26 protein-coding genes are annotated in these 25,782 nt (G+C 70.7%); 7 read left to right on the top strand and 19 right to left on the bottom strand.

The genetic code is table 11. The features are described from left to right. Positions 1–5: 5 nt before the first annotated feature. From ACFUO4_RS26515 to ACFUO4_RS26470, 10 genes are all read right to left on the bottom strand, one after another. Positions 6–1,460: an amino acid permease gene (locus ACFUO4_RS26515; RefSeq protein WP_383489186.1), complete on the bottom strand. Its 1,455-nt coding sequence runs from the start codon at positions 1,458–1,460 to the stop codon at positions 6–8. Continuing rightward, on the bottom strand, positions 1,457–2,140 hold the full coding sequence (locus tag ACFUO4_RS26510) for a FadR/GntR family transcriptional regulator (RefSeq protein WP_079311225.1): 684 nt from the start codon (positions 2,138–2,140) through the stop codon (positions 1,457–1,459). The genes ACFUO4_RS26515 and ACFUO4_RS26510 overlap by 4 nt, the downstream gene beginning before the upstream one ends. Positions 2,141–2,298: 158 nt before the next feature. After that, a complete protein-coding gene (locus tag ACFUO4_RS26505; RefSeq protein WP_079311226.1) occupies positions 2,299–3,135 on the bottom strand; it encodes an undecaprenyl-diphosphate phosphatase in 837 nt (278 codons plus the stop codon). A 48-nt stretch (positions 3,136–3,183) separates the two neighbouring features. Continuing rightward, entirely contained in the window at positions 3,184–3,537 is a 354-nt protein-coding gene (gene crcB, locus ACFUO4_RS26500) for a fluoride efflux transporter CrcB (protein ID WP_383489183.1), read from the bottom strand. After that, the gene (locus ACFUO4_RS26495) at positions 3,534–3,932 is read right to left on the bottom strand and encodes a DUF190 domain-containing protein (protein WP_079311228.1); all 399 of its coding nucleotides are present in this window, start codon (positions 3,930–3,932) and stop codon (positions 3,534–3,536) included. Before ACFUO4_RS26495 ends, crcB (ACFUO4_RS26500) begins: the two co-directional genes overlap by 4 nt. Further along, complete coding sequence (crcB, locus tag ACFUO4_RS26490) at positions 3,929–4,387, bottom strand: fluoride efflux transporter CrcB (RefSeq protein WP_383489179.1); 459 nt, start codon at positions 4,385–4,387, stop codon at positions 3,929–3,931. The genes ACFUO4_RS26495 and crcB (ACFUO4_RS26490) overlap by 4 nt, the downstream gene beginning before the upstream one ends. A gap of 61 nt (positions 4,388–4,448) precedes the next feature. Beyond that, positions 4,449–5,411: an SMP-30/gluconolactonase/LRE family protein gene (locus ACFUO4_RS26485; protein WP_383489176.1), complete on the bottom strand. Its 963-nt coding sequence runs from the start codon at positions 5,409–5,411 to the stop codon at positions 4,449–4,451. 29 nt (positions 5,412–5,440) lie between these two features. Next, entirely contained in the window at positions 5,441–5,728 is a 288-nt protein-coding gene (locus ACFUO4_RS26480) for a helix-turn-helix domain-containing protein (protein WP_079311230.1), read from the bottom strand. Between the two features lie 192 nt (positions 5,729–5,920). Continuing rightward, positions 5,921–7,480, bottom strand: coding sequence for a glycosyl hydrolase 53 family protein (locus tag ACFUO4_RS26475; protein ID WP_383489172.1), 1,560 nt, complete (start codon positions 7,478–7,480; stop codon positions 5,921–5,923). 134 nt (positions 7,481–7,614) lie between these two features. After that, entirely contained in the window at positions 7,615–9,636 is a 2,022-nt protein-coding gene (locus tag ACFUO4_RS26470) for a beta-galactosidase (RefSeq protein WP_383489169.1), read from the bottom strand. A gap of 183 nt (positions 9,637–9,819) precedes the next feature. Here ACFUO4_RS26470 and ACFUO4_RS26465 point away from each other — a divergent pair, with 183 nt between their 5' ends. The 7 genes from ACFUO4_RS26465 to ACFUO4_RS26435 all read left to right on the top strand — a co-directional run bounded on the left by ACFUO4_RS26465 (position 9,820) and on the right by ACFUO4_RS26435 (position 15,991). Continuing rightward, entirely contained in the window at positions 9,820–11,148 is a 1,329-nt protein-coding gene (locus ACFUO4_RS26465; RefSeq protein WP_383489166.1) for an ABC transporter substrate-binding protein, read from the top strand. Next, positions 11,145–12,068, top strand: a complete 924-nt coding sequence (locus tag ACFUO4_RS26460) for a carbohydrate ABC transporter permease (protein WP_383489163.1) — start codon at positions 11,145–11,147, stop codon at positions 12,066–12,068. The genes ACFUO4_RS26465 and ACFUO4_RS26460 overlap by 4 nt, the downstream gene beginning before the upstream one ends. Continuing rightward, the gene (locus tag ACFUO4_RS26455) at positions 12,065–12,970 is read left to right on the top strand and encodes a carbohydrate ABC transporter permease (protein WP_383489160.1); all 906 of its coding nucleotides are present in this window, start codon (positions 12,065–12,067) and stop codon (positions 12,968–12,970) included. The genes ACFUO4_RS26460 and ACFUO4_RS26455 overlap by 4 nt, the downstream gene beginning before the upstream one ends. Continuing rightward, on the top strand, positions 12,967–13,998 hold the full coding sequence (locus ACFUO4_RS26450) for a LacI family DNA-binding transcriptional regulator (RefSeq protein ID WP_383489157.1): 1,032 nt from the start codon (positions 12,967–12,969) through the stop codon (positions 13,996–13,998). Before ACFUO4_RS26455 ends, ACFUO4_RS26450 begins: the two co-directional genes overlap by 4 nt. 98 nt (positions 13,999–14,096) lie before the next feature. Continuing rightward, the gene (locus ACFUO4_RS26445; protein ID WP_079311236.1) at positions 14,097–14,441 is read left to right on the top strand and encodes a VOC family protein; all 345 of its coding nucleotides are present in this window, start codon (positions 14,097–14,099) and stop codon (positions 14,439–14,441) included. Between the two features lie 46 nt (positions 14,442–14,487). After that, complete coding sequence (locus tag ACFUO4_RS26440; RefSeq protein WP_079311237.1) at positions 14,488–14,877, top strand: MarR family winged helix-turn-helix transcriptional regulator; 390 nt, start codon at positions 14,488–14,490, stop codon at positions 14,875–14,877. Positions 14,878–14,995: 118 nt separating this feature from the next. After that, the gene (locus ACFUO4_RS26435; protein WP_383489153.1) at positions 14,996–15,991 is read left to right on the top strand and encodes an AraC family transcriptional regulator; all 996 of its coding nucleotides are present in this window, start codon (positions 14,996–14,998) and stop codon (positions 15,989–15,991) included. A gap of 250 nt (positions 15,992–16,241) precedes the next feature. On the opposite strand, the gene ACFUO4_RS26430 is transcribed toward ACFUO4_RS26435, so the two are convergent. From ACFUO4_RS26430 to gndA, 9 genes are all read right to left on the bottom strand, one after another. Continuing rightward, positions 16,242–16,646, bottom strand: coding sequence for an SseB family protein (locus ACFUO4_RS26430; protein ID WP_079311238.1), 405 nt, complete (start codon positions 16,644–16,646; stop codon positions 16,242–16,244). 103 nt (positions 16,647–16,749) lie between these two features. Beyond that, positions 16,750–17,979, bottom strand: coding sequence for an acyl-CoA dehydrogenase family protein (locus ACFUO4_RS26425; RefSeq protein WP_383489149.1), 1,230 nt, complete (start codon positions 17,977–17,979; stop codon positions 16,750–16,752). Positions 17,980–18,081: 102 nt separating this feature from the next. Further along, positions 18,082–18,741, bottom strand: coding sequence for a hypothetical protein (locus ACFUO4_RS26420; RefSeq protein ID WP_383489146.1), 660 nt, complete (start codon positions 18,739–18,741; stop codon positions 18,082–18,084). Positions 18,742–18,751: 10 nt separating this feature from the next. Next, entirely contained in the window at positions 18,752–19,456 is a 705-nt protein-coding gene (locus ACFUO4_RS26415; RefSeq protein ID WP_383489143.1) for a Type 1 glutamine amidotransferase-like domain-containing protein, read from the bottom strand. Beyond that, positions 19,453–20,004 carry a cysteine hydrolase family protein gene (locus ACFUO4_RS26410; protein ID WP_383489141.1) on the bottom strand — a complete coding sequence of 184 codons (552 nt, stop codon included), beginning with the start codon at positions 20,002–20,004 and terminating at the stop codon, positions 19,453–19,455. The genes ACFUO4_RS26415 and ACFUO4_RS26410 overlap by 4 nt, the downstream gene beginning before the upstream one ends. Further along, the gene (locus ACFUO4_RS26405) at positions 20,001–21,473 is read right to left on the bottom strand and encodes a purine-cytosine permease family protein (RefSeq protein WP_383489138.1); all 1,473 of its coding nucleotides are present in this window, start codon (positions 21,471–21,473) and stop codon (positions 20,001–20,003) included. Before ACFUO4_RS26405 ends, ACFUO4_RS26410 begins: the two co-directional genes overlap by 4 nt. Before the next feature lie 49 nt (positions 21,474–21,522). Beyond that, positions 21,523–21,981 (bottom strand): (2Fe-2S)-binding protein, encoded by a 459-nt coding sequence (locus tag ACFUO4_RS26400; protein WP_079311242.1) that lies wholly within the window; start codon positions 21,979–21,981, stop codon positions 21,523–21,525. A 17-nt stretch (positions 21,982–21,998) separates the two neighbouring features. Continuing rightward, the gene (locus tag ACFUO4_RS26395; protein WP_383489801.1) at positions 21,999–24,074 is read right to left on the bottom strand and encodes a molybdopterin cofactor-binding domain-containing protein; all 2,076 of its coding nucleotides are present in this window, start codon (positions 24,072–24,074) and stop codon (positions 21,999–22,001) included. Between the two features lie 151 nt (positions 24,075–24,225). Next, entirely contained in the window at positions 24,226–25,665 is a 1,440-nt protein-coding gene (gndA, locus tag ACFUO4_RS26390) for an NADP-dependent phosphogluconate dehydrogenase (protein ID WP_383489134.1), read from the bottom strand. Between the last annotated feature and the right edge of the window lie 117 nt (positions 25,666–25,782).

Raw genomic sequence — 25,782 nt, 5'->3', positions numbered from 1 at the left:
TGTGCTCACGTGTCGGCGCCTGCGGAGGGGGTCTCGGCCGCCGTCCGGGCGACCCGGCCGCGGATGGCGTACCACCCGGCGACCAGCGCCCCGACGATGAGCGGCAGACACAGCACGGTGGTGCGTCCGACGCCGCCGTCGGCGTACATCAGGACCAGGACGGAGGCGAGGAACGCCAGCGTCACGATCTCGGTCCAGGGGGAGCCCGGCAGTCGGTAGCCGGGGCGGGTCAGTTCGCCCTTCTCGGTCTTCTGCCAGAAGAGCAGGTGACAGACCATGATCATGCCCCAGGTGGACAGGATCCCGATCGCGGCGAAGTTCAGCACGATCTCGAAGGCGTCGGCGGGGACGACGGCGTTGAGGCCGACGCCGAGGACGCAGATGCCGCTGGTGAGCAGGATGCCGCCGTAGGGGACCTGGCTGCGGCTCATGACGCCGGTGAACTTGGGCGCGGAGCCGGACTTGGCCATGGAGCGCAGGATGCGGCCGGTGGAGTAGAGGCCGGAGTTGAGGGAGGACATGGCGGCGGTGAGGACGACGAGGTTCATCACGCCGCCGGCCGCCGGGACGCCGATGTTGGAGAGCACGGTCACGAAGGGGCTCTCGCCGCCGGTGTACTTGTTCCAGGGCAGCAGCATCGACAGCAGGACGACCGAGCCGACGTAGAAGAGGCCCACGCGCCACATGATCGAGTTGATCGCCTTCGGCATGATCTGCTCGGGGTTCTCGGTCTCGCCGGCCGCGACGCCCACCAGTTCCACCGAGGCGTAGGCGAAGACGACGCCCTGAAGGATCAGCAGCATGGGCAGCAGGCCGTTGGGGAAGACACCGCCGTGGTCGGTGATCAGGGCCGGGCCCGGGGTGGTGTCACCGACCTCGTGCTGGGTGGCCAGCAGGAAGATGCCGATCAGCATGAACGCCACGAGCGCGCCCACCTTGACGATGGCGAACCAGAACTCCAGCTCGCCGAACATCTTCACCGAGATGAGGTTGACGGTCAGGACGACCGCGAGCGCGACGAGCGCGATCACCCATTGCGGGATGTCGGAGAACATCCCCCAGTAGTGCGTGTAGACGGCCACGGCCGTGATGTCGGCGATGCCGGTGGTGGCCCAGTTCAGGAAGTACATCCAGCCGGCCACATAGGCGCCCTTCTCGCCCAGGAACTCCCGGGCGTAGGACACGAAGGCGCCGGAGGACGGGCGGTACAGGACGAGTTCACCGAGGGCGCGGACCACCAGGAAGGCGAAGACGCCGCAGACCGCGTAGGCGATGAACAGGGAGGGGCCGGCGTCGGCGAGGCGGCCGCCCGCGCCGAGGAAGAGGCCGGTGCCGATGGCACCGCCGATGGCGATCATGTTGACGTGCCGGTGCTTGAGGGACTTGCTGTATCCCTCGTCTCCCGCGTCGACATGGCCGGAACGTTTCTGCACATCGTCGTGCAGGATCTGCTCGCTCACGCCTGGGGGTCGCCTTCCGTGGGGATGTCCGTGCCCTTGCCAGGGGGACGCACGATGTCGGTGAGGGTGGTCTCGACGCGGTCGAGGTGGTGGGACATGGCCTCCACCGCGTCGTGTTCGGAACCGTCGAGCAGCGCCTCGACAATCGCCCGGTGCTCGCGGTTGGACTGCTCGCGGCGCCCGCCCAGCTCGTTGAGGAAGGCCGACTGACGCGCCAGTGCGTCCCGGATCTCCTCGATGACCCGGCGGAACACCGGGTTCTGGGCGGCCTCGGCGACGGCCAGATGGAACAGCGTGTCCATCGCGACCCACGCGGTGGTGTCCGTCTCCCGCTCCATGCGGTCGAGCAGGTGGGCCAGGTGGTCGAGGTTCTCCGGGGTGCGGCGCAGGGCCGCGTACCCGGCGACGGGGATCTCGACGTGCCGGCGCACCTCCAGCAGGTCGCTGGCCGCGTAGTCGCCGAAGGTGGGGTCCTCCACCGCGCTGGCGACCACGAAGGTGCCCTTGCCGGTCTTGGAGACGGTCAGCCCCATGGTCTGCAGCGCCCGCAGGGCCTCGCGCAGCACGGGACGGCTGATCTCCAGCGTGCGGCAGAGCTCGGCCTCGGAGGGGAGCTTGTCGCCGATGGCGTAGTCGCCCCGCTCGATGGCGGCGCGCAGGTGCGCCAGCACCGCTTCCATGGCGCTGACGCGCCGCGGTGGCTGTCCGGCTGTCCGGCTGTCTGACAGGTTCACGGGAGAGATACTCCGGGCGGCGGGAGGGTGCTGTCAAGGCACCTGAAAGGAGAATTTCACGGGGCGTGAGAGCTGAATGCCGGCTCACGCCCCGTCGTGGCCGGTCAGCTGTCCAGCACGCCCGTCGCCAGCAGGCCGAAGAGCAGGACGCCGACGACGATCCGGTAGATCACGAACGCGTTGAAGGAGTGCTTCGCCACGAACTTCAGCAGCCAGGCGATGGAGGCGTAGGCGACGACGAAGGAGACGGCCGTGCCGACAACCAGCGGGGCGGCGCCCGCGCCCGTGCCGAGGGCGTCCTTGAGTTCGTAGATGCCCGCACCGGTCAGGGCGGGGATGCCGAGAAAGAAGGACAGGCGGGTGGCGGCCACGCGGTCCAGGTCGAGCATGAGCGCGGTGGACATGGTGGCGCCGGAGCGGGAGAAGCCGGGGAAGAGCAGGGCGAGGATCTGGGAGCTGCCGACGAGCATCGCGTCCTTGAACGTGGTGTCGTCCTCGCCCCGCTTGTGGCGGCCCATCTGGTCGGCCGCCCACATCACACCACTGCCCGCGATCAGCGAGCCGGCCACGACCCACAGGGAGGCGAGCGGCCCCTCGATGAGCGGCTTGGCGGCCAGGCCCACGGCGACGATCGGGATGGTCGCGTAGATGACCCACCAGGCGAACTTGTAGTCGTGGTGGTACCGCTCCTCCTTGTCGCGCAGTCCGCGGAACCAGGCGGAGACGATCCGCGCGATGTCCTTGCGGAAGTACACGAGCACGGCGGCGATCGCGCCGACCTGGATGACGGCCGAGAACCCGACGACGGCGTCGTCGTCGACGGGGATGTTCATGAGTCCCTCGGTGATCTTCAGATGACCGGTGGAGGAGACGGGCAGGAACTCGGTCACCCCCTCGACGGCTCCGAGGACGACGGCCTGACCGACGCTGATGACGCTCATGGGATCCAGTTCTTCCGGCAGGGAGGACGAGACAAGGCGGGCACAGTCTTACATCGCTCGGGCAAGCGCCACGCCCGCGTACGCCGCCCCCAGACCGGCGACCAGACTCCCTGCGATGTTCGCGAGGGCGTACAGCCCCGCCCCGGTCTCGGCCAGCCGCAGCGTCTCGTACGAGAAGGTCGAGTACGTCGTCAGCGCCCCGCACAGTCCCGTTCCGAGCAGCAGTTGCAGGTGGGGTCCCGCCGCCCCGCTGACCAGGCCCAGCACCAGGCAGCCGGCGGCGTTGACCGCGAAGGTGCCCCAGGGGAAGACCGAGTCGTGGCGGGACTGGATCGCGCGGTCGGTGAGGTAGCGCAGCGGGGCGCCGACCATGGCACCCGCGACGACCAGCAGCCAGTTCACAACGACCTCTTACCCTTGCCGTCCGTTTTGCCGGAGCCGGAGCCCGAGCCGGCGTCGGCGTCACGGCCGACGTACCGGATGACCTCGCAGTGGTCGAGGATGACCAGGCCCTCGGTGACGAGTTCGTCGAGCTGGGGCAGGAAGGCCCGTACCCGGTCCTCGGTGTCGACGACGACGATCGCGACGGGCAGGTCCTCGCTCAGGGACAGCAACCGGGAGGTGTGGATCAGGGAGGAGGCGCCGAAGCCCTCGATGCCACGGAAGACGCTGGCACCGGCGAGGCCCGCCGCGTGGGCGCGGTGCACGATCTCGCTGTAGAGGGGCTTGCGGTGCCAGGTGTCGTTCTCGCCGACGAACACGGTCACGCGCAGGGCACTTCCGGTCAGCCTCGTCATGGCTGCCTCCGCTTCAGGACGCGGCGGGTGGCGGTCGCGGCGAGCCACACCGCGGTGAGGGCCGCGAGGAGGGTCGCGGCGAGGTAGGCCAGTCCCGTGCCGGGATGACCGGAGCCGATCAGTTTGCGGATGTCGACGGCGTACGTGGAGAAGGTGGTGAAGCCGCCGAGGACGCCGGTGCCGAAGAACGGCCGGACCAGCCGGTGGGCGGCCCAGACGTCGGTGATGACCACCATGAACACGCCGATGACCGCGCAGCCGATCACATTGGTCCAGAAGGTCGCCCAGGGGAATCCGCCCGGCTGGAGGGGCCACCGGAGGGAGAGCGCGTAGCGGGCGGTCGCCCCGAGGGCGCCGCCGAGCGCGACCACGGCCACGACGGACGCCTGACCGCGCAGCACCGGCGGTCGCCGCGGCGCGGGAACGCGGAGGCTCTCGGTCTCCGGGGCTGTCATGGTCGTACGTCTCCCTGCCTGGACGGCCTGATCATGGCCGGTCAACAGGGTAACGCCAGGGTCACTTACCGCTAGGCGGCTCGCACAGGGCGATGCCCCGCTCCCACAGGCTGCCCAGGACCAGTTGGCCGGCCGCCTCGCAGACGCTGGTGACCATGCGGAAGCCGGAGTGGCGGCGGGTGAGGTGGTGGACGATCCCGCCGTGTTCGTCGACGGCGAGGACGCCGATGGTGCCGGAGGGGCGGAACGGGGCGCGGACCGCCAGGCGGGCGGCGGAGCGCCGGGCGGCCGGGCCGGCGCGGTGCAGGAGGCCGAGCGGGGGGACGCGGGGGCCGGCCAGGGAGACCCAGATCGGTCCGTCGGGGCCGGCCCGCCAGAGGTTGTCGGGCATGCCGGGGAGGTTCTCGGCGAAGGGTTCGGTGCGCCCCGCGTGCGGTCCGGTGAGCCAGTGGCGGGTGAGGCGGCAGGCGCCGGTCTCGGCCACGACGAGAAACGATTCGTCGGCGCTCAGGGCCAGTCCGTTGGCGAACTGCAGTCCCTCCGCGAGGACTTCGGGCCGCTCGCTGCCGGGCGCGAGGCGCAGCAGCCGGCCCGTGGCGGTGTGCTCGACGATGTCGCCGATCCACTGGTGGAGCGGGTAGCGGCGGCTGGAGACCGTGAAGCAGATGCTGCCGTCGGACAGGGCGACGGTGTTGCTGCAGAACCGCAGCCGCTCCCCCGCCACCGAGTCGGCGAGGATGCGTACGAGGCCGTCGGTGAGGTCGACGCGGAGCAGGCCGAGTTCGGCGTCGCAGACCAACAGGTCGTCGTCCGTGAGGAGTTCGAGGCCGAGTGGCCTGCCGCCGGTCTCGGCGAGCACCTCGACGCGGGTCGCGGCCCGATCGGCGAGGCCGTCCAGGCGCAGGATGCGGCCGTCCGCCACACCGGTCAGCACGCGGCCCCGGCTGTCGGCGACGACGTCCTCGGGGCCGTGGCCGCCGATGGCCACGTACCGGTGCGGGACCAGCTTCTGTGCATGCTCCACGAACTACCGCCCTTCTCGCGCTGTTCTGTCTACCAGCCTTTCTCGAACATGCGGGCCACCTCGGCTATCCGCACCTCGTCGCGCCGGTAGTAGACCCGGCGGCGGATCCGCTTGGTGCGCAGCAGGCCGATGTCGACGAGCAACTCCAGGTGGGTGTCGGCGGCTTGGCGCCGTACGCCCAGTTTGGCGGCGACGGCGTCCGCGGTGACGCCGTCCTCGGCCGGGCAGCCGTGGCGCTGGGCCGGGAAGTGCGTGACCGGGTCCTTGAGCCACTCCAGGATGTCCAGCCGGCGCTGGCTGACGGGAGTCCTCAGCATGTCGTGCCCCTCCGTTCGACCTCCTCGAGACCGCGTGTTCCCACTGTCCCGCAGTCGACGCCGTCATGGTTGGACTTCTCACACCTTGTCCGGTACCGAACGCACTTGCGGGAAAAGGCAGTTCGGTACTCGCACAGGACAACGGAGCGGCCCGGCCGCGGGTGCGCGGCCGGGCCCCCTGTCTGCCGAGGACTACCGGTGGCCGAACCACGCCATCGCGGGCAGTGCCTTGTTGTCGTAGTCGAACAGGGCCTGGTTCTCCCAGCCGTTGCCGGACGAGGAGTCGGTCGGGTCCCAGCCGTTGCCGGTGACCGCCGTCCAGGTCGACTCCCAGTAGAAGACGCCGAGGCCACGGCCGTTGGGTACGGCCTCCACGATGCCGGCGACGTCGTTCATCCAGCGGGTCTGGCCGGCCGTGGTGGCGGGGTAGCCGGAGACCAGCTCACCGGAGAGGTCGATGATGTTCTCGTAGGAGTCGTCGCTGTCGAGACGGAAGGGGTAGGCGGTCTCGGCGACGAACACCGGCTTGCCGTAGCGCGCGGCCGCGTCGTCCAGGGTCGTCTGGAAGTCGTAGAGCGAGCCGTGCCAGTAGCCGTAGTAGGACAGGCCGATGACGTCGAAGTTCACGCCGTTGGCCACCGCGTTGTCGAACCACCAGCGGGTGCCGCTCAGGTCGCCGCCCTTGGCGAGGTGGAGCGCGACCTGGGTGGAGGAGCTGACCGCCTTGACCGCGCTGTAGCCGGAGTTGAGCAGCCCGGCGAGCTGCGACCAGTTGTCGGTGGAGCCCGCCGACCACAGCATGCCGCCGTTGATCTCGTTGCCCACCTGGACCATGTCGGCCGTGGTGCCCTGCGCCTTCAGCGCGTTGAGGACGTCGTAGGTGTGGTTGTAGACGTCCGTCTTCAACTGGCTGTAGCTGTGGCCCGACCACGCGGACGGCACGGTCTGGGCGCCCGGGTCGGCCCAGGTGTCGGAGTAGTGGAAGTCGACCAGCAGCTTCATGCCCTGCGCCTTGATGCGCTTGGCCATCGCCAGGACCTGGGTCTTGCCGTTGTAGCCGTCCGCCGCGTTGACCCAGACCTTGACGCGCGCGTAGTTCTGTCCGGCGGACCTGAGGATGGCGAGCGCGTCGCCGGTGGTGCCGGAGCTGGTCCGGTACGTGCCGCCCAGGGCCTCGCTCTTGGCGAGGGAGGAGACGTCGGAACCCTTGATCGACGTACTGGACGTACCGGACGCGAAGGTCAGGTCGTCCACGTTGATCCAGTTGCCGGCGTTCGCGTCACTGTTGATGCTGATCGTGCACTGGTTGGTGGTCACCTTGACCGGCACGACGATGTGCAGCCATCCGCTCGGGGAGACCGGCAGGTCGGTGCGCTGGTCGGTGCCGCCGCAGTTCTTCAGGGCTATGTAGGCGGAGTTCTGGCCGCCGCCGGAGCGGACCCACGCGGTGAGCTTGTAGTTCCCGTTGGTCAGCCCCGACAGGTACTGGTACGTCTCCACCTTGTAGGCGGAGGACGAGTAGTGGGTGAGGCGGTAACTGCCGCCGTGGCCGCCGGACTCGGTGTAGGAGGCGGCCGTCGTGCCGTACTCGGACCAGCCGGCGGGGACGGCCACGCCCGCGCCGTCGGACTCGAACCCGCCGTTGGTCAGCGTGCTCGCCGCCTGGGCGGTCTGTGCGGGCAGGGCGGTGAGGGCGAGCCCCGCGGTGAGCGGGAGGAGCAGGGCTCGCAGGGTGCGTCTGGGATGGAACATCGTCGTCCGTCGTCCCTTCGACAAATGGGGTTGGGGGTGCCTTCGCCGAGGACGGCGAAGGTCCCCTCCACCCGCGGCTCGCGGCTCGCACGGGCGGAGGGGAGTCGGTGGGACCCAGGGGCCCGCGGCCGCGCTCAGCCGTCGAGTCGTACGACCCTGACGGCGCCCGCCGGGACCTCCAGGCGGCCCGCGGCGCGTTCGCCGGTCAGCAGCTCGGTGCCGGCCACGTCCAGCGGCACCTTGGCGTCCGACGCGGTGTGGTTGATCGCGAACACGTACGTGCCCGACTCGCCAGTGCGGCGCACCACTTCGACATCGCGGGGCAGGTCGGCGCGCGGCGCGATCCGGGCGTCCTCGGTGGCCCAGCCCAGCAGGGCGTCGAGGCCTTCCGCGCCGAGGCGGGTGGAGACGTACCAGGCGGAGCCCTGGCCGAAGCGGTGCCGGGTGACGGCCGGGTGGCCGGCGGTGAGGCCGTCGGCGTACGTCCACACGGTCTCGGCGCCGTGCGGGACGACGAACTCCGTCCAGACGTCGCCGCTGAGCTCGGAGCCGTCGGGGCCGGTGAGGCGCACCGACTGGTCCTGCAGCAGCGGCGAGAACTCCTCGACCGTCAGGCCGAGGACGTCGCGCAACGGGCCCGGGTAGGCGCCCTCGTGCACGGCGTCGTGCTCGTCGACGATGCCGGAGAAGTACGACACGACGAGGGTGCCGCCGTTCTCGACGTACTCCCGGACATTGTTCCCGGCCGCCTCGGTCATCAGGTACAGGGCCGGTACGACGACAAGGGGATATCTCGACAAGTCGGCTTCGGGATGGGCGAAGTCGACTGTGAGGTGGCGGTCGTAGAGCGTCTCGTAGAAGGCGTCGGCGCGCTCGCGGGCGTCGTGGTCCTCGCTGGGACGCCAGTCCAGGCTCTGCGCCCACCAGGAGTGCCAGTCCCAAAGGACGGCGACGTCGGCCTCGGTGCGGGTGCCGCGGATCGTGCTCAACGAGTCGAGCGAGGCGCCGAGTTCGACGACCTCGCGCCACACGCGCGTGTCGGTGCCGCCGTGCGGGAGCATCGAGGAGTGGAACTTCTCGGCGCCGCGCTGGGACTGGCGCCACTGGAAGAACATGGCGCCCTCGGAGCCGCGCGCCACGTGGGCGAGGGAGTTGCGGGCCATCTGGCCCGGCGCCTTGGCGGGATTGCGGGGCTGCCAGTTGACGCCCGAGGTGGAGTGCTCCAGGAGGATCCAGGGCGCTCCCCCGGCCACCGAGCGGGTGAGGTCGGCGGCCATCGCGAGGTTGACGTGGGTGCGGCGGCCGTCGGTGATCAGGTAGTGGTCGTTGGTGACGATGTCGACCTCGCGGCCCCAGGCCCAGTAGTCGACGGAGTCGCACTGGCTGAGGGCGGTCATGAAGTTGGTCGTCACCGGGATGCCGGGCGCGAGGCGGTGCAGGATGTCCCGCTCCATGACGAAGTTCTCGCGCATGGTGGCGTCGGCGAAGCGCTTGTAGTCCAGCGCCTGGGCCGGGTTGCCGGCGGTGGGGCTCAGGCGCGGCGGGTTGATGTCCTCGAAACCGCCGTAGCGCTGGCCCCAGAACGCCGTGCCCCAGGCCGCGTTGACGGCGTCGACCGTGCCGTACGTCGATGCCAGCCAGCGGCGGAAGTGGGCGGCGCAGGAGTCGCAGTAGCAGGCCGAGACGGGGACGCCGTACTCGTTGTGGACGTGCCACATGGCGAGCGCCGGGTGGTCGGCGTAGCGCTCGGCCAGCTTGGTGGTGATGTTCGCGGCGGCGGCACGGTAGTCGGCGTTGCTGTGACAGATCGCGCCGCGGGAGCCGAACTCGTAACGCGCACCCTCCGCTGTCACCGGCAGGGCGTCGGGGTGGGCCCGGTAGAACCAGACCGGCGGCACCACGGTGGGGGTGCCGAGGTCGACGCGGATGCCGTTCTCATGGAGCAGATCAAGCAGGCGGTCGAGCCATCCGAAGTCGTACACCCCCGGGGACGGCTCCAGGAGCGCCCAGGAGAAGATTCCGGCGCTCACCATGGTGACGCCGGCCTCACGCATCAGGCGGACATCCTCCTGCCACACGCTTTCCGGCCACTGCTCGGGGTTGTAGTCCCCACCGAAGGCGAGCCTGGTGAGGCCCTTGGGGCTGGTCTCCGGCATGGATCTCTCCCGTTGAAATCGATCATTTGGGAACGTGCACAGACTTGATCAGCGCTGTGAGCCCAACATAACCGCACAGCAACAACCATTGACAAGTGTCCGGGATGTTTCTCTACTGTGAACGCTCACAGAAGCATGGCAGGTTCTCGCAGCAGGCGGGGACCCAGGTCAGGGGAGAGATCCATGCCCATCACGAAGCGCAGCCGGCTCAGCAGAGTGGCAGCCTCCACCGTCGCCGTCGCCCTCGGCGCCACCGCACTCGCCGCCTGTGGTTCGGACGACGGCGACTCGAAGACCGAATCGGGGCCGGTCTCGCTGACGTACTGGACCTGGACCCCCGGCATGGACAAGGTCGTCGACCTCTGGAACAAGGGCCAGGGCAAGAAGGACCAGATCACCGTCACGGTGAAGAAGCAGGCGTCCGGCGACACGCTGGTCACCAAGATCCTCACCGCGCACAAGGCCGGCAAGGCCCCCGACCTGGTCCAGGCCGAGTACCAGGCGCTGCCGACGCTGGTCAGCAACGACGCCCTCGCCAACATAGCGAAGAACGTCGGCGACGCGAAGGACAAGTTCGCCGAGGGCGTCTGGCAGCAGACCACCCTGGGCACGGACGCCGTCTACGCCGTCCCGGAGGACATCGGCCCCATGATGTTCTACTACCGCCAGGACCTCTTCAAGAAGTACGGCCTGACCGTCCCCACCACCTGGGACCAGTTCGCCGAGACGGCCCGTGCCCTGAAGAAGAAGTCCCCCGGCACGGACCTCACCACGTTCTCCGCCAACGACTCCGGCCTCTTCGCGGGCCTGGCCCAGCAGGCCGGCGCCAAGTGGTGGACCACCGAGGGCGACAAGTGGAAGGTCGGCATCGACGACGCGGCCACCAAGAAGGTCGCCGACTTCTGGGGCGGCCTCGTCAAGGAGGGCGCCATCGACAACCAGCCGATGTACACCCCGGCCTGGAACAAGGCGCTCAACACCGGCAAGCAGATCGCCTGGGTCTCCGCCGTGTGGGCGCCGGGCACGCTGACCACGGCCGCGCCGGACACCAAGGGCAAGTGGGCGATGGCCCCGCTCCCCCAGTGGACCGCCGGTGAGAACAGGACCGGCAGCTGGGGCGGCTCCTCGACGGCCGTGACGACGGACTCCAAGCACCAGGAGGCCGCCGCCAAGTTCGCCGCCTGGCTGAACACGGACGGCGCGGCCCTGACCGCGCTGGCCAAGGAGAGCGGCATCTACCCGGCCGCCACCAACGCCCAGACCTCGGGCGCCTTCGCCGAGCCGCCGGCGTACTTCTCGAACCAGGCCGACTTCTACACCAAGGCCGCCGAGATCGCGAAGACCACGGCCCCCTCCGCCTGGGGCCCGAACGTGAACGTCGCCTACACCGCCTTCAACGACGCCTTCGGCGCCGCCGCCAAGAACAAGTCGGACTTCAGCGCCGCCCTGGACACGATGCAGGCCGCCACCGTCGCCGACCTCAAGAAGCAGGGCTTCGGGGTCTCCGAGTGACGAGCGCACGCCGGAAGCCGTACGGGGTCAAGGGGGCCCCGTATGCCTTCCTCATCCCCGCCACGGTCCTGTTCCTGGTCTTCTTCGCGCTGCCCATCGGGTACGCGGTCTGGCTCAGCTTCCGCAAGGTGCACGTCTCGGGCCTCGGCCTCGGGAAGGGCGCCCGCGAGGAGGTCTGGGCCGGTCTGTCGAACTACACAGACGCCGTCCACGACAGCGAACTGCTGCACGGCGCGCTGCGCGTCCTCGGCTACGGCTGCATCGTCGTCCCCGTGATGCTCGGCCTCGCCCTGCTCTTCGCGCTGATGCTCGACAGCGACAAGGTCCGGTTCACCCCCTTCACCCGCCTCGCGATCTTCCTGCCGTACGCCGTCCCCGGCGTCGTGGCGGCCATGCTGTGGGGCTTCCTGTACCTGCCGGACGTCAGCCCCTTCTCCTACGTGCTCGACAAGCTCGGCCTGCCGCAGCCCGACCTGCTCAGCGGCGGTCCGCTGTACCTCGCGCTGTCGAACATCGCCGTGTGGGGCGGCACCGGCTTCAACATGATCGTCATCTACACCGCACTCCAGGCCATTCCGGCCGAGGTGTACGAGGCGGCGAAGCTGGACGGGGCCACCCCGCGCCAGGTCGCACTGAAGATCAAGATCCCGATGGTGGCGCCCTCGCTGGTGCTGACCTTCTTCTTCTCGATCATCGCCACCCTCCAGGTGTACAACGAGCCGACCACCCTCAAGCCGCTGACCAACTCGGTGTCCACGACGTGGAGCCCGCTGATGAAGGTCTACCGGGACGCGTTCGGCACCAACGACATCTACGCGGCGGCCGCCCAGGCCGTGATCATCGCGCTCGCCACCCTGCTGCTGTCCTTCGGGTTCCTGCGGGCCGCGAACCGTCGCCAGAAGCAGGAGGCAGCACGATGAGTTCTCTTGCCGTCCGCAAGGCCGAGCCGGCCGCCGGCACCACGCCCGGCGCCACCCAGGGCCCGCCGCTGCGCCGCCGGATCGCGCTCGTCCCGACCCTCACCCTGCTGATCGGCGCGCTGTACACGCTGCTGCCGGTCGCCTGGGTGGTCATCGCGTCGACCAAGTCCGGCGAGGAGCTGTTCTCGACCTTCACGTTCCTGCCGGGCTCGGGCTTCGTCGACAATCTCCAGGACCTGAGCGCCTACCGCGACGGCGTCTACTGGCAGTGGATGGGCAACTCCGCCTTCTACGCCGGCTGCGGCGCGCTGCTGTCGACGGTGGTGTCGGCGTTCAGCGGCTACGCGCTGGCGATCTACCGCTTCCGCGGCCGCGAGACGATGTTCAACGTGCTGCTCGCCGGTGTGCTGATGCCGCCGGTCATCCTGGCCGTACCGCAGTATCTGCTGCTGGCGCAGGCGGACTTGACGGACTCCTACCTGTCCGTGCTGCTGCCGCAGATCCTCTCGCCGTACGGCGTCTACCTCGCCCGGATCTATGCCCAGGCCGCCGTGCCCGCGGACGTGGTGGAGGCCGGGCGGATGGACGGGGCGAGCGAGTGGCGGATCTTCAGCCGGGTCGCGCTGCCGATGATGATCCCCGGCATGGTCACGGTGTTCCTGTTCCAGTTCGTGGCGATCTGGAACAACTTCCTGCTCCCGTACATCATGCTGAGCGACGACGAGAAGTTCCCGATCACGCTCGGTCTGTACACGCTCCTGGAGCAGGGCGCCAACACCCCGGCGCTGTACACCCTGGTGATCACCGGCGCGTTCCTCGCGGTGTTCCCGCTGATCGCGCTCTTCCTGGTCATCCAGCGGTTCTGGAGTCTCGATCTGCTGTCCGGAGCCGTAAAGTCATGACCATGAGCAACACGGGGGGCCGCCGCAGACCGCCGACGATCCACGACGTGGCGCGCGAGGCCGGGGTCTCGCGCGGCACGGTGTCGCGGGTGCTCAACGGCGGCCACTACGTCAGCCCGGCCGCCCAGGAAGCGGTCAACGCGGCGATCCGCAAGACGGGTTACGTCGTCAACCGCCACGCCCGCTCGCTGATCACCGGACGTTCGGACTCCATCGGCTTCCTGCTGACGGAGCCTCAGGAGCGGTTCTTCGAGGACCCGAACTTCAACGTCCTGCTCAGCAGCTGCACCCAGGCGCTGGCCGCGCACGACATCCCGCTGCTGCTGATGCTGGCGGGCACGAAGGACGAACGGCGGCGCATCACGCGGTACATCACCGCCGGTCACGTCGACGGGGTGCTGCTGGTCTCCAGCCACTCCGGCGACCCGGTCGCGGAGGAGCTGCGCGAGGCGGGCGTACCGCTCGTGCAGTGCGGCAAGCCGATGGGGCCCGGCGCCAGGGTGAGTTACGTGGCCGCGGACGACCGGGACGGCGCCCGTGACATGGTGCGCCATCTGCTGTCGCTGGGGCGGCGGCGGATCGCCATGGTCAGCGGCCCGCTGGACACCCCGGGCGGTGTCGACCGGCTCGCCGGTTACAAGGAGGTGCTCACGGACGCGGGCATCGCGATCGACGAGCGGCTCATCGTCTCCGGCGACTACAGCCGGGCGAGCGGCGAGGCGGGGGCCGAGCGGCTGCTGGCACAGGCCCCCGACCTGGACGCCGTGTTCGTGGCCTCCGACCTGATGGCGCAGGGTGCCCTGGCCGCGCTGGCCAGGGCGGGCCGGCGGGTGCCCGAGGACGTGTCCGTGGGCGGCTTCGACGACTCCGTGGCGGCGCTGGAGGCCACCCCGGCCCTGACCACGATCCGCCAGCCCTACGACCGGATCAGCGCCGAGATGGTGCGGGTGCTGCTCGGGCAGATCAACGGCGAGGACCCGATGGCGGTGATCCTGCCGACGGAGCTGGTGAAACGCGACTCGACGTGACGAGGGTGTCCCGGCAAGCGGTCAGGATCGGAGAAGCGGTTCCTCCTCCCCCGCCCTACGGTGAAACCACCGACGAAAACCCCACGGAGGAGCACACCATGACCGCCGGCCTGAAGACCATCATCTACCCCGTCAAGGACGTCGCCCGCGCGAAGGCCGTGTTCAGCGCCCTGCTGCAGACCGAGCCGTATGCCGACGAGGCGTACTACGTCGGCTTCAAGGACGCCGGGCAGGACGTGGGCCTCGACCCCAACGGGCACGCGCGGGGCATGACCGGTCCGGTCCCGTACTGGCACGTGGACGACATCCGGGCCCGCCTCGCCGCGCTGCTCGACGCGGGCGCCGAGCTGCTCCAGGACGTCACGGACGTCGGCGGGGGCAAGCTGATCGCGTCCGTGAAGGACCCGGACGGCAACCTCGTCGGGATCACCCAGGACAGCTGAGACCGCCCCTGCCCCGGTATGGATGCATGCGCATTAACATGGGTGCATGGCAGTGAACGCGGCCGGGGCCCGGCTCGAGGAACAGTGGCGGGACATCCTGGCGGTCCACGCGCGCACGATGTGTGAGATCGACCGGGTCCTGCACCCGCACGGGCTGGGCGCGAGCGACTTCGAGGTGCTCGACCTCCTCGCCGCCGAGGCCCCGGCGGAGGGCGACCTGTGCCGGGTGCAGAACCTGGTGGGCCGGGTCCATCTCAGCCAGAGCGCGCTCTCCCGGCTGATCGGCCGGCTGGAGAAGGACGGCCTGGTGGAACGCTCCGTGTGCATGGAGGACCGGCGTGGGGTGTGGGTGGCGCTGACCCGCAAGGGACGCGATCTGCACGCCGAGGTCCTGCCGCTGCAGCGGGAGGCGCTGGGGCGCATGCTGGGCGACTGAGGCCCGGCGCCGGGCGCTGATGAAGAGGCTGTGAAATCCGGAACCGGGCGGGGTGTACACGGCCGGGCGCCTGGCCATGCTGAACGGAGTACTGCGCGCGCAGATCGGAGACTCCGCAGTGACCGTGGTACCGGTACCGGGCCGGGCGGCCGACTTCAGCTCGTACGTGACGCGCTCCGTGGAGGAGGCGCACGATGCGATCGCCGCCCACTACTACGACATGGATCTGCAGGTCGTGGGCCCCACCGAGGACTTCGCGACCAGGCTGAACGTGCTCGGCCTCGGCTCGCTCACGGTCGGCGACATCTGTTTCGGCACCGAGATCCGCAGCGGATGGGCCGCGCCCGGCTCCTATCATGTCGCCGTCCCGGTGCGGGGGTGCTTCAGCCTCCAACAGGGCTGCGGGGACGTCGTGTTCGCGACGACGGGCAACGCCGTCTTCTTCGATCCGTCCCGGCACATCCGGGTCGACGCCTGGTCACCGGACTGCCAGGCCCTCACCGTGAAGATCGACAAACAGGCTCTCCATCTCGCCCTGGAGTCCCTGCTCGGCCGGCCGGTGTCCCGCCCGCCGGTCTTCGGGCCGTCGGTCGACGTGCGGGACGGACCCGGCCGCAGCTGGGCGCAGCTGGCCACCTGGGCGCTGCTGGAGAAGGACACCTCGCTCGGGCTGCTGGAGCGGCCGCTGATCCGCTCGCGCATCGAACAGAGTCTGCTCGAAGGGGTGTTGCTGGCAGCCGAGCACAGCTACCGGGAGGAGCTGGAGGCTCCCGCGCCGCCGGCGATGCGGCCCGCCTCGGTCAAGCGGGTGATGGACGCCGTGCAGGAGCGGCCGGCCGAGGCGTACGACGCCGCCCGGCTGGCGGGGATCGCGCAGGTCAGTGTGCGCACGCTCCAGGAGGCGTTCCGCAGGCACGTCGGGATGCCGCCGATGGCGTACCTGTACGACGTGCGCCTGCAGCGGGTGCGCGCCGAGCTGCGGGCCGGCGGGCCGGGGGCGATGACCGTGTCGGACGTGGCGCACCGGTGGGGGTTCGTGCATCTGGGCCGCTTCGCGTCCCGGTACCGGGAGCGGTTCGGCGAGACGCCCTCACGCACGCTGCGCGGCACGTGAGCCGGGCCGCCGCAATCCTCCGCGTTTTGCGGACAGGTGCCGCGCATCCCGGAGCGACGACACCGCCCCGTGGTCATATCGTCACATCACGTCGATCGTGGACGTCCGGGGAGGAGCGGAGTCGGCGCCGTTCCTCCCTCAGCGGCACCTTGTCGTCGTCCGGAGCGCGGCAGCGGGAGAGGCCCGCGCTCCGTCCATCGGGCCCGGCCGCTCCCCCTCGAGTCACCGGTGGCCGGGCCCGGCCCTCCGGTCAGCCGTGCGAGCGGCCCAGCAGGGTGCGCACGCCTTCCGAGGTGAGCGTCAGCGGGTGCGCGGACGCGGCGTCGATGGTGAGGGCCAGATCGTCCGTCGGCCACTCCGCGGCGAGCGCGCCCAGCGGCACCAGGCGGTAGCGGGAGACGAAGGGCAGCAGACCGGCCATCTCGTCCTCCGAGGTGAACACCGGCACCACCGGATCGCCGCCGGGCTGCTCGATGACCGGCAGGGCCACCGTCGTGGGGTTGTCGGCGTCCTCCTCGCTGGCATCGTCCGGCACCGGCACGAGGACGTCACTGCCCACGAGCGTGTCCAGCGCCACCGTGTCCTCGGTGTTCTCGGCCAGCGCGTCCAGCGCCCGCCGGGCCGGTGTGGTGTTGTCGTGCGCGGGTGTGTCCATGGTGAATCCCCTGGTAGCGGTGGTCGTACGGCTCGCCCGGGCGCTCGGTCCCGGGCGCGTCCTGGTCGCGTACCCGATCCGGAGTGTGACACTCCCCTACGGCTCAGGGAATCAGCGGGATGTGGTCCGAGGGCAGACCGAGGCGGTCGCAGCCGACCCTGCGGTAGAGGGGCTCGGCCATGCTGGGGCCGACATGCGTCCAGTACGTGGCGGCGTCCCGGAAGTAGCGTTGCATGCGCTCGCCGTCGCGCGCGTGCCGGGAGCCGGCCGTGCGGAAGAGGATGTTCTGCAGGGCGTCCCAGGCCAGGCGTCCGGCGTTGAGGAACATCAGGGCGAGCCGGTTGTCCTCCGCCATGGTGAAGGGCGCCTCACCTGCCACGCCGCGGCGGCAGGTCTCCATCCAGTCCGCGGCCGTGTGCTGGAGCGCCGCCTCCGCGGTGCGGATCAGCCCGAGTGCCTCGCCGAGGTGACGCTGGTAGTCGTGCAGGTCGGCGCGGGTGCGGTCGGGCTCCAGGAGGAGGGGACGGCCGGACAGGACGCGCGCGTACTCGTCCGCCGCCGCGTATCCGATGCCGGTCATGACGGCGGCCAGTTCGCCGTGGTAGAAACTCGGCGCCCGGTGGGCGTACATCGGGTTGCCGTGCAGTTTCGAGCCGACGCTGCCGCCCTCGACGGGCAGGTCGGCGAGGCTGGCCTCGCGGGTGAAGTACGCGGGGATGCGGGCGTTCTCCATGTGGACGCTGTGGGAGCCGCTGCCGCGCAGGCCGAGGACGCCGTGCCAGTCGTCGAGCACGGTGAACTCCGAGCGGGGGGCGACGAACAGCAGCACGGGGCCGGGCGGATCACCGGCCGCCAGGGTCTGGCCGAGATAGTGGGTGGAGTAGGGGGCGCCCGAGGAGTACGGCCAGGTGCCGTCGAGGACGACATGGCCGTCGCCGTCGGGACGCGCGACGCCGACGGGGGCGACGGTGGACGCCGCCCTGAAGTCGCCGTCGGCGCCGAAGATCTCGTCCTGGGCCCGCTCCTCGAAGAACCCGGCGACCTGGAGGACGTGGGCGGCGGTGAGGGACAGGGCCCAGCCGGTGGAGGGGCAGCCGCGGGCGATCTCGGTGATCACGCGGTAGAAGACGGGCAGGCCGAACTCGTAGCCGCCGTACCGGCGGGGCTGGAGCATGCGGTAGAAGCCGGCCCGCAGGAAGTCGTCGTGGGTGTCCTTCGGATAGTGGGTCAGCCTCTCGGTCTCCGGCTGGCGTTCGAGCAGCACGGGCCGCAGCCGCACGGCCCGTCCGATGACGTCTTCCGCGGTGAGTTCCGGTTCGGGAGCGGCGATCACGGTGCCTCCTGACGTGTGGGGACGTCCGAACGTGTCGCGACAGGAGTGATTGAACACGGCAACCGCCGCTCTTGTACCCACCGAATAACGCCAACAGTGAGGTCACTCGGGACGGAGGCGGTGTCCGGCCGGGGTGCGGACGAAGGCCTCGTCGAAGCGCGCGTCACCGAAGCGCACGGCCCACAGGACGGGTTGCTCGTACGCCGGTTCCCACACGGGCGACGCCTCGTCCAGGTTGCCGTTCCAGAGGTGGAAGAACACCATCGGCTGATCGCGGTCCTCGCTGACGTAGGCGAGGGTCTTGCCGTACCTCGGGTTGGTGCTGCCGAAGAGAACCGACGGCTCCCCGAACTCGGCGACGACATCAGGCCATTGCCTGTCCTCGGCGGCCCAGTCACGGACCCGGTCCATGAGGGCCTGATGGGTACGGGAGTCGAGCAGCCGGTCCGGCTTGAGCCAGCCACGCCGGTGGGCGAACTCGGCGTGCACCGAGCTCACGTCGCCGTCGTGGCTGCCTCGGATCAGCTCGCGGAAGACGCCTTTGACGCCGATGGCGGTGAACGCGCCCCGTTCCCGGAGAGGTTCGATCACCACGTCCCAGCGGGCCCCGGGCTGCCCCTCCATGAAGAGGAGGTGCTCGAGAAGCATCAGGATCGCGGGCTCGCCGCCGAACATGCCGGGGCGGGTGAGGGCGTGGTTCAACTGGTCGACGAGATAGGCGTGCATCTCGTCGGCGGACACCACTGGTCTGGGCTCGGTCACCCTTACAGTCTCACAGGAGGCGGCTGGGCAGAGGCCGCTCCCGGACACCGCCCGCTGCGTCCCGTTCGACGCGGTACACGTGGGCGGCCGGGTCTCGTGTCACGACCTCCGTGACCTGGCCGTCGGTGAAGAGCGCGCCTGTTCCGTCCTCCAACGCCCAGCCGCCGGGAAGCGCGCCGGTGGCCACGGACCGCTGGTAGGAGGGGCGCCGGCCGGGCTCGGAGTCGTAGTGCGGGCAGACCGAGCCGGGCAGCAGGCCCAGGCCGTCGGACAGGAAGGTGAGCGGGCCGAAGGAGTCCGTGTGGGAGCCCTGCGCCCAGCAGTTGGCGCCCGCGCTGATACCGCAGAGCAGGGTGCCGCGGTCGTACGCCTCCCGCAGCAGCCGGTCCACGCCATGGGTGCGCCAGACCGCGAGGAGGTTCGCCGTGTTGCCGCCGCCCACGTAGATCACGTCCTGCGCCAGCAGATGGCCGCGCAGTGCCTCGTCGTCGAATTCCCTGCGGAACAGGGACAGGACGGAAGGGGTGCAGTTCCTGCGTGGTGCGAAGGCGGTGAGGAACATCTCCGCGTACCCCGCCGCGTCGCCGCTCGCCGTCGGCAGGAAGCAGACCCGGGGCCGGGACGTGCGGGCGTGACCGAGCATCCAGTCGTCGAGGAGGCCGTCGTCGTCCGTCGAGAACCCGCCGCCCAGCAGCGCCACCTGGGTCTCGCTCATGCCGCCGTCTCCCCCAGCACCTCCGCGACCGTGCTCACCCTCACCAGCGGCCGGTACAGGCTCAGCAGTTGCAACGCCTTCGCGTGGGATTCGTCGTCCGCTCCCGCGCACGCGTCGGCGACGACCACCACCTCCACGCCCGCGTCCGCCGCCGGGAGCGCCGTGGACAGGACGCAGCAGTCGGTGCTGACGCCGGCGAGGTACAGGGGGCCTTCCAGGCCTGCGCGTGCGGCCAGTTGTGGGGTCCACTTGCCGAACGTCGGGGCGTCCACGACGTGTTGGGCCGTTGCGGCGAAGTCGTCCGTCAGGTGCCAGAGGGGGGCGTCCGGGGGTTGCAGGGCGAACGGCCACTGTGCGTAGTAGGCCTGCCAGGCGCCGGCCGGCTGCTCCGGGGCCACGAAGCGGGTGAACGTCACCCGGTCGCCGAAGGCCGGCAGCAGGCGTCGTACGCCCTGTGCGGCCTCGGCGAAACGCGGCGTGGCCCAGGGGCTGTCCGGGGCGGCGAAGACGCGCTGCATGTCGATGACCGTCAGGTGGCCGGTGGTCATACGGCGTCCACCTGCGCCTCCTGCTCCCGCACCCGCCCCCGGCGCAGCGCGAGCGTGCCCAGGAAACCCAGTGCCAGCGCCGCGAGGACGCCCAGGTTGGCGTAGGCCCAGGCGCCCGACTTGCCGCCCAGGCCCAGCGGGTCGAGGAGATAGCCCTGCCAGGTCAGCCAGTCCGCGGCCGCGTTGGTGACCAGGCCCCAGCCGACGGCGGTCGCCGCCAGCGTGAGGAGCAGGGGCGTCAGGGGGACGTCGCCGTAGCGGCCGTCGGGCCGGTAGAGGTCGGGCTCGGCGTAGTCGCGGCGGCGGAGCAGGAGGTCCGCGAGCATGATCCCGCACCACGCGGCGATCGGGACGCCGAGGGTGGTCAGGAAGCCCATGAACGGTCCCAGGAAGTCATCGGCGAAGAAGACGATGTAGACGGCGCCCGCGATCATGAGCACGCCGTCGACGAGGGCGGCCAGCGGACGCGGGATGCGGATGCCCGCCGACAGCAGCGCCAGACCGGACGAGTAGATGTCCAGGACCGCGCCGCCGACCAGGCCCAGCACCGCCACCACGGCGAACGGGACCAGGAACCACGTCGGCAGGATCGTGGTCAGCGCGCCGATGGGGTCGGCGGCGACGGCCGCGTTCAGAGCGGTCGACGAGCCCGCCAGGAGCAGCCCGAACACCAGCAGGAGCAGCGGTGCCACCGACGCGCCGAACGTCGTCCAGCCGATCACGCCCCGGCTCGACGAGGTGCGCGGCAGATAGCGGGAGTAGTCCGCGGCGGCGTTGACCCAGCCGAGGCCGAAGCCGGTCATCATGAACACCAGCGCGCCGATGAACTCCTGCGCGGAGCCCGCCGGGATGTCACTGACGGTGCTCCAGTGGATGTGGTCGGCGACGAGACCCACGTACACGACCGTCAGCACGCCCGTGACCACGGTGATCAGGGTCTGCAGCCGCATGATCACGTCGAAGCCCATGACCCCGCCGACGACGGTGAGCCCGGCGACCACGATCAGGGCGACCACCTGGGTCCCGGTGCCGCCGCCCCAGCCGAGCCGGTCGAAGACGGTCGCGGTGGCCAGGGTGGCGAGGGCGCACAGGACCGTCTCCCAGCCGACCGTGAGGACCCAGGAGATCACCGACGGCAGCCGGTTGCCGCGGACGCCGTAGGCGGCCCGGCTGAGCACCATCGTCGGGGCGGAGCCGCGTTTGCCCGCGACGGCGACGAAGCCGCACAGCAGGAAGGAGAAGACGATGCCGACGACGCCGGCGATCAGGGCCTGCCAGAAGGAGATGCCGAAGCCGAGCGCGAAGGCGCCGTAGCTCAGTCCCAGGATGGAGACGTTGGCACCGAACCACGGCCAGAACAGCGTCCGCGGGGTGCCCTTGCGTTCGGCGTCGCCGATCACGTCGAGGCCGTGCGTCTCCACCTGGAGCTGTCTCGGGCTGTTGTCGAGGGATTCCCGGGCGTTCGTCATCAGTGACCTACCTGTCCACTTGTGGCTGAGTGGACCTTACCCAGGTGACTCAGTCCCCGGCGGTCGCCGCCTTCCTGATCGCCTCCCGGATGCGGGAGTACGTCCCGCAGCGGCACACGTTCTCGATCGCGTCGATGTCGGCGTCCGTCGGCTCGGGCGTCCTCTTCAGCAGGGCGACGGCGGCCATGATCTGGCCCGGCTGGCAGAACCCGCACTGGGAGACGTCGCAGTCCAGCCAGGCCTGCTGCACGGGATGCAGGGTGTCGCCGTCGGCGAGACCCTCGATGGTGGTGACCTCGCGCCGCGCGCAGTCGGCGACGGGGACGACGCAGGGCTGTATCTCGGCGCCGTCGAGATGGCTCGTGCAGGCGCGGCAGACGCCCACGCCGCAGCCGTACTTGGGGCCGGTGACGTCCAGCAGGTCGCGCAGCACCCACAGCAGCGGCATGTCGTCGGGGGCGTCGACGGTGATCGACTCACCGTTCAGGACGAAGGTGTGACGGGGCATCAGAGGCCTTCCAGCGATCAGAAGTTGAGGGGGAAGCGACGCGGTTTGGTGCCGGTGGCGCGGGCGTAGGCGTTGGCGACGGCACCGGCCGCCGCGGGGACGCCGAGTTCTCCGGCGCCGCCCGGCTCGCCGCCCGTGGGCAGGATGTGCGCCTCGAAGTGGAGGGGGGCGTGGCGTTGGCGGGCCCAGTGGAAGTCGGCGTAGCTGCTCTCGCGGACGGCACCGCGGTCGATGTGGAGGCCGGCCCGCAGGATCGTGGAGATGCCGTCGACCGCCGTGCCCATGAGCTGGGCCTCCAGTCCGCGCGGGTTGACGGCCGTCCCGACGTCGGCCGCCATCACGACCTTGGTCACCCGCGGGTTCTTCGGATCGGCGGCGTCGATCTCCACCAGGCAGGCCACGCAGGACCCGTACTCCTCGTGTACGGCGACGCCCTGGCCCTGTCCGGCGGGCATCGTCCGGCCCCACTGTCCCGCACTGGCGACCTTGTCGAGGGCGGCTCTGACGGCCTTGCTTCGCAGGGTCGTACGGCGGAACGCCACCGGGTCCTCGCCCAGGGTCCGGGCGATCTCGTCGACGACGATCTCCTCGGCCGTGCGCACGGTCCCGGAGTCCACCGACCGCCAGGCGCCGAGCGGCATCGCCAGCTCGACGGAGCCCGAGTCCCCGGACAGCTTCCCGAAGTTGTAGAGGCCGCTGTCGCTGGGCACCGGGGAGCGGGCGGCAGAAAGGGCGGCCCCCCTGATCCCGCCCTGCGCGGACTTCCCCTCCCACGCCTCGCTCACCGAGGCCGTCGCGTGGGCGAAGGCGACGACCCGTCCCTGGGCGTGGCTGACCCGGATGCGGTGCTGGAAGGCGGGGCGCATCCGCCCGTGCTTGATGTCGTCGGCGCGGCTCCACATCAGCTTCACCGGGAGGCGTGCCTTCTTGGAGATGAGGGCCGCTTCCATGGCCGCGTCGTGGTCCAGCCGACGCCCGAACGAGCCGCCGCCGCGCACGACATGGACGCGTACGGCGGACGACGGCAGCCCGACCGCCGAGGCGATGTCCTCCCGCGCGCCCATCGGCGACTGGGAGGAGAACCAGATCTCGGCACGGCGGGCCCGCACGTCCGCGACGGCGGTGAGGACCTCCATCGGGGCGTGGCCGACGAAGGCGAACTCGAACCGTTCCTCCAGCTGGGCCGATCCGCGCGGCGGTCTGCCGAGCGGCGGGACCGCGGCCCGCAACCGTGAGCGGATGGCCGCGTCGGACAGCCCCGCCAGAGGTCCGTCGGACCAGGTGATCCTCAGCTTGTCTCGTGCCTTGAAGGCGTAGTGGAAGGACTCCGCGACCACGGCGACTCCCCCGGGAATCCTGACCACTTCCAGGACGCCGGGCAGGGCCCGGGCCGCGCGGTCGTCCATCGCGACGACCTTGCCGCCGAGCGTGGGCGGGCGGGCCACCACGGTCGGCTTCGCACCGGCCGCCGTCAGGTCGCCGGTGTAGCGGGCGCGGCCGGTGACGATGTCACGGGCGTCGATGCGGGTCGTCGGGTGTCCGATCACGCGGTGCCGGGACGCCGGTTTGGGCTTGCTGGACACGCGGGGGCGGCGGACCCGGGCGGCGGTCTCGGTGAGCGAGCCGAAGGTGGCGGTGCGGCCGTCCGGGGCGACGACCATGGTGTCCCGGGTGCGCAGCACGCGCGCGGGCAGCCGCCAGCGCCGCGCCGCGGCGGTGACGAGGCGGGCGCGGGCCGTGGCGGCGAGGTTGCGGGCGGGGCCGTACAGCGAACTGACCGAGTTGGAGCCGCCGGTGAACTGGTTGCCCTTGGTCCGGGCCTCGGCCAGCGGGATGTCTATGTCGGTGAGCCGGGCGTCGAGCTCCTCGGCGATCATCATGGCGACGGCGGTGGTGACCCCCTGGCCGACCTCGACGCGCGGCAGGCGTACGACGACCTTGTTGTCCCGGGTGATCTCCAGGACCAGCATCTCGTCGTCGGTGCCGGTCACGACGACGTCGGACCGGCGGGCCGTCGCACCCTCGGCCGCCGGCGCGTCGCAGCCGAGGGGGGCCGCGACGGTCAGCGTGGACGCCGCCAGTGTGTAGACCACGAACCGGCGGCGGGACAGCTCTGCCACGGCGCACTCCCCCTGTGAACGTCCTGTGTCTGCGATGTGGTTCAGCAGTTAGGAGGGCGCTGCGCCTGCGCTGGTTGCCTGGCGGGGCGCTTCCCTTTGCCCGGGGAGCCGGGGAGCGCTGCCGTCAGTTCGCCGTCTCCGGGCGGCCCGGTGTGGCCCAGTGGGTGTGGAATGCGCCCGGGCGGTCCACGCGGGCGTAGGTGTGGGCGCCGAAGTAGTCGCGCTGGCCCTGGAGGAGGGCGGCGGGGAGGCGTTCGGCGCGGAGGGTGTCGTAGTGGGCCAGGGCCGCGGAGATGGCCGGGACGGGGATGCCCCGGCGGGTCGCGGAGGCGACCGTCTCGCGCCAGGGGACCTGGGCGTCGGTGATCTCCATGGCGAACTCCATCTCGCCGAGCAGGCTGACCAGGTCCCGGTCGGCGGCGTAGGCCGCGCGGATGCGGTCCAGGAAGGCGGCCCGGATGATGCAGCCGCCGCGCCAGATGCGGGCGACGGAACCGAGGTCGATCTTCCAGCCGTACTCCGCGGCGGCGTCCTGGATCATCGTCCAGCCCTGGTCGTAGGCGATGACCTTGGAGGCGTACAGCGCGTGTTCCACCTGGGAGGTGAAGCGATCGGCCTCGGTGCGGCTGAGCGGCGGGGTGGTGCCGCCGGGGAGGCCCCGGTAGGCGGCGCGCAGGTCGGACTGTCCGGAGGCCGCGCGGGCGAAGGTGGCCTGGGCCACCGCGGTGACGGGGGAGGCGAGGTCCAGGGCCGTCTGGACCGTCCAGCGGCCGGTGCCCTTCTGGCCCGCGGCGTCCGCGACGACGTCGACGAAGGGCGCGCCGGTGGCCTGGTCGGTGTGGGCGAGGACCTCGGCGGTGATCTCGATCAGGTACGAGCCGAGGCGGCCGGCGTTCCACCGGCGGAAGACGGCCGCGATCTCGGCCGGCGTGTACCCGGCGACCTGACGCAGCAGGTCGTACGCCTCGGCGATGAGCTGCATGTCGGCGTACTCGATGCCGTTGTGGACCATCTTCACGAAGTGCCCGGCGCCGTCGGTGCCGATGTGGGCGGCGCAGGGCTCGCCGGTGACGTGTGCGCTGATGCCCTCGAAGAGGGGGCCGAGTACGGCGTACGCCTCCGTGGACCCGCCGACCATCACGGACGGGCCGTTGAGCGCGCCCTCCTCGCCGCCGGAGATGCCGGTGCCGACGAAGTGCAGGCCGCGTTCCCGCAGGTCGGCCTCGCGGCGGCGGGTGTCGGCGAAGTGGGCGTTGCCGCCGTCGACGACGATGTCGCCCGGCTCCAGGAGCGGGACGAACTCCTCGATGACCGCGTCCGTGGCGGGGCCGGCCTGCACCATGATGATCAGCTTCCGGGGGCGTTCGAGCGCGGCGACGAACTCCTCGGCCGATTCAGCGGCCACGAACGTGCCCTCGTGCCCGAACTCCTGGACCAGCGCGCGGGTCCGTCCGGCCGAGCGGTTGTGGACGGCGACCGTGGCCCCGTGGCGGGCGAAGTTCCGCGCCAGGTTGCGGCCCATCACGCCCAGTCCGGTGACACCGATGGATGCGCTTGCGTTCATGTGGTCCGTCCCTTGGATCGTGGCGTGGTCTGGCGGGGCACGCGGCCCCGTGCCCGCTGGTACGCGTGGGAGGCCCCACCCCGTTCAAGGGGTCAAACGAACATGTGGTTAACATAT

The sequence above is a fragment of the Streptomyces sp. NPDC057280 genome (genome assembly GCF_042668605.1).
In the GTDB taxonomy this organism is placed as follows: Bacteria; Actinomycetota; Actinomycetes; order Streptomycetales; family Streptomycetaceae; genus Streptomyces.
The sequence above is the reverse complement of the archived record's forward strand: the minus strand, read 5'-3'. Positions and strand labels throughout refer to the sequence as shown.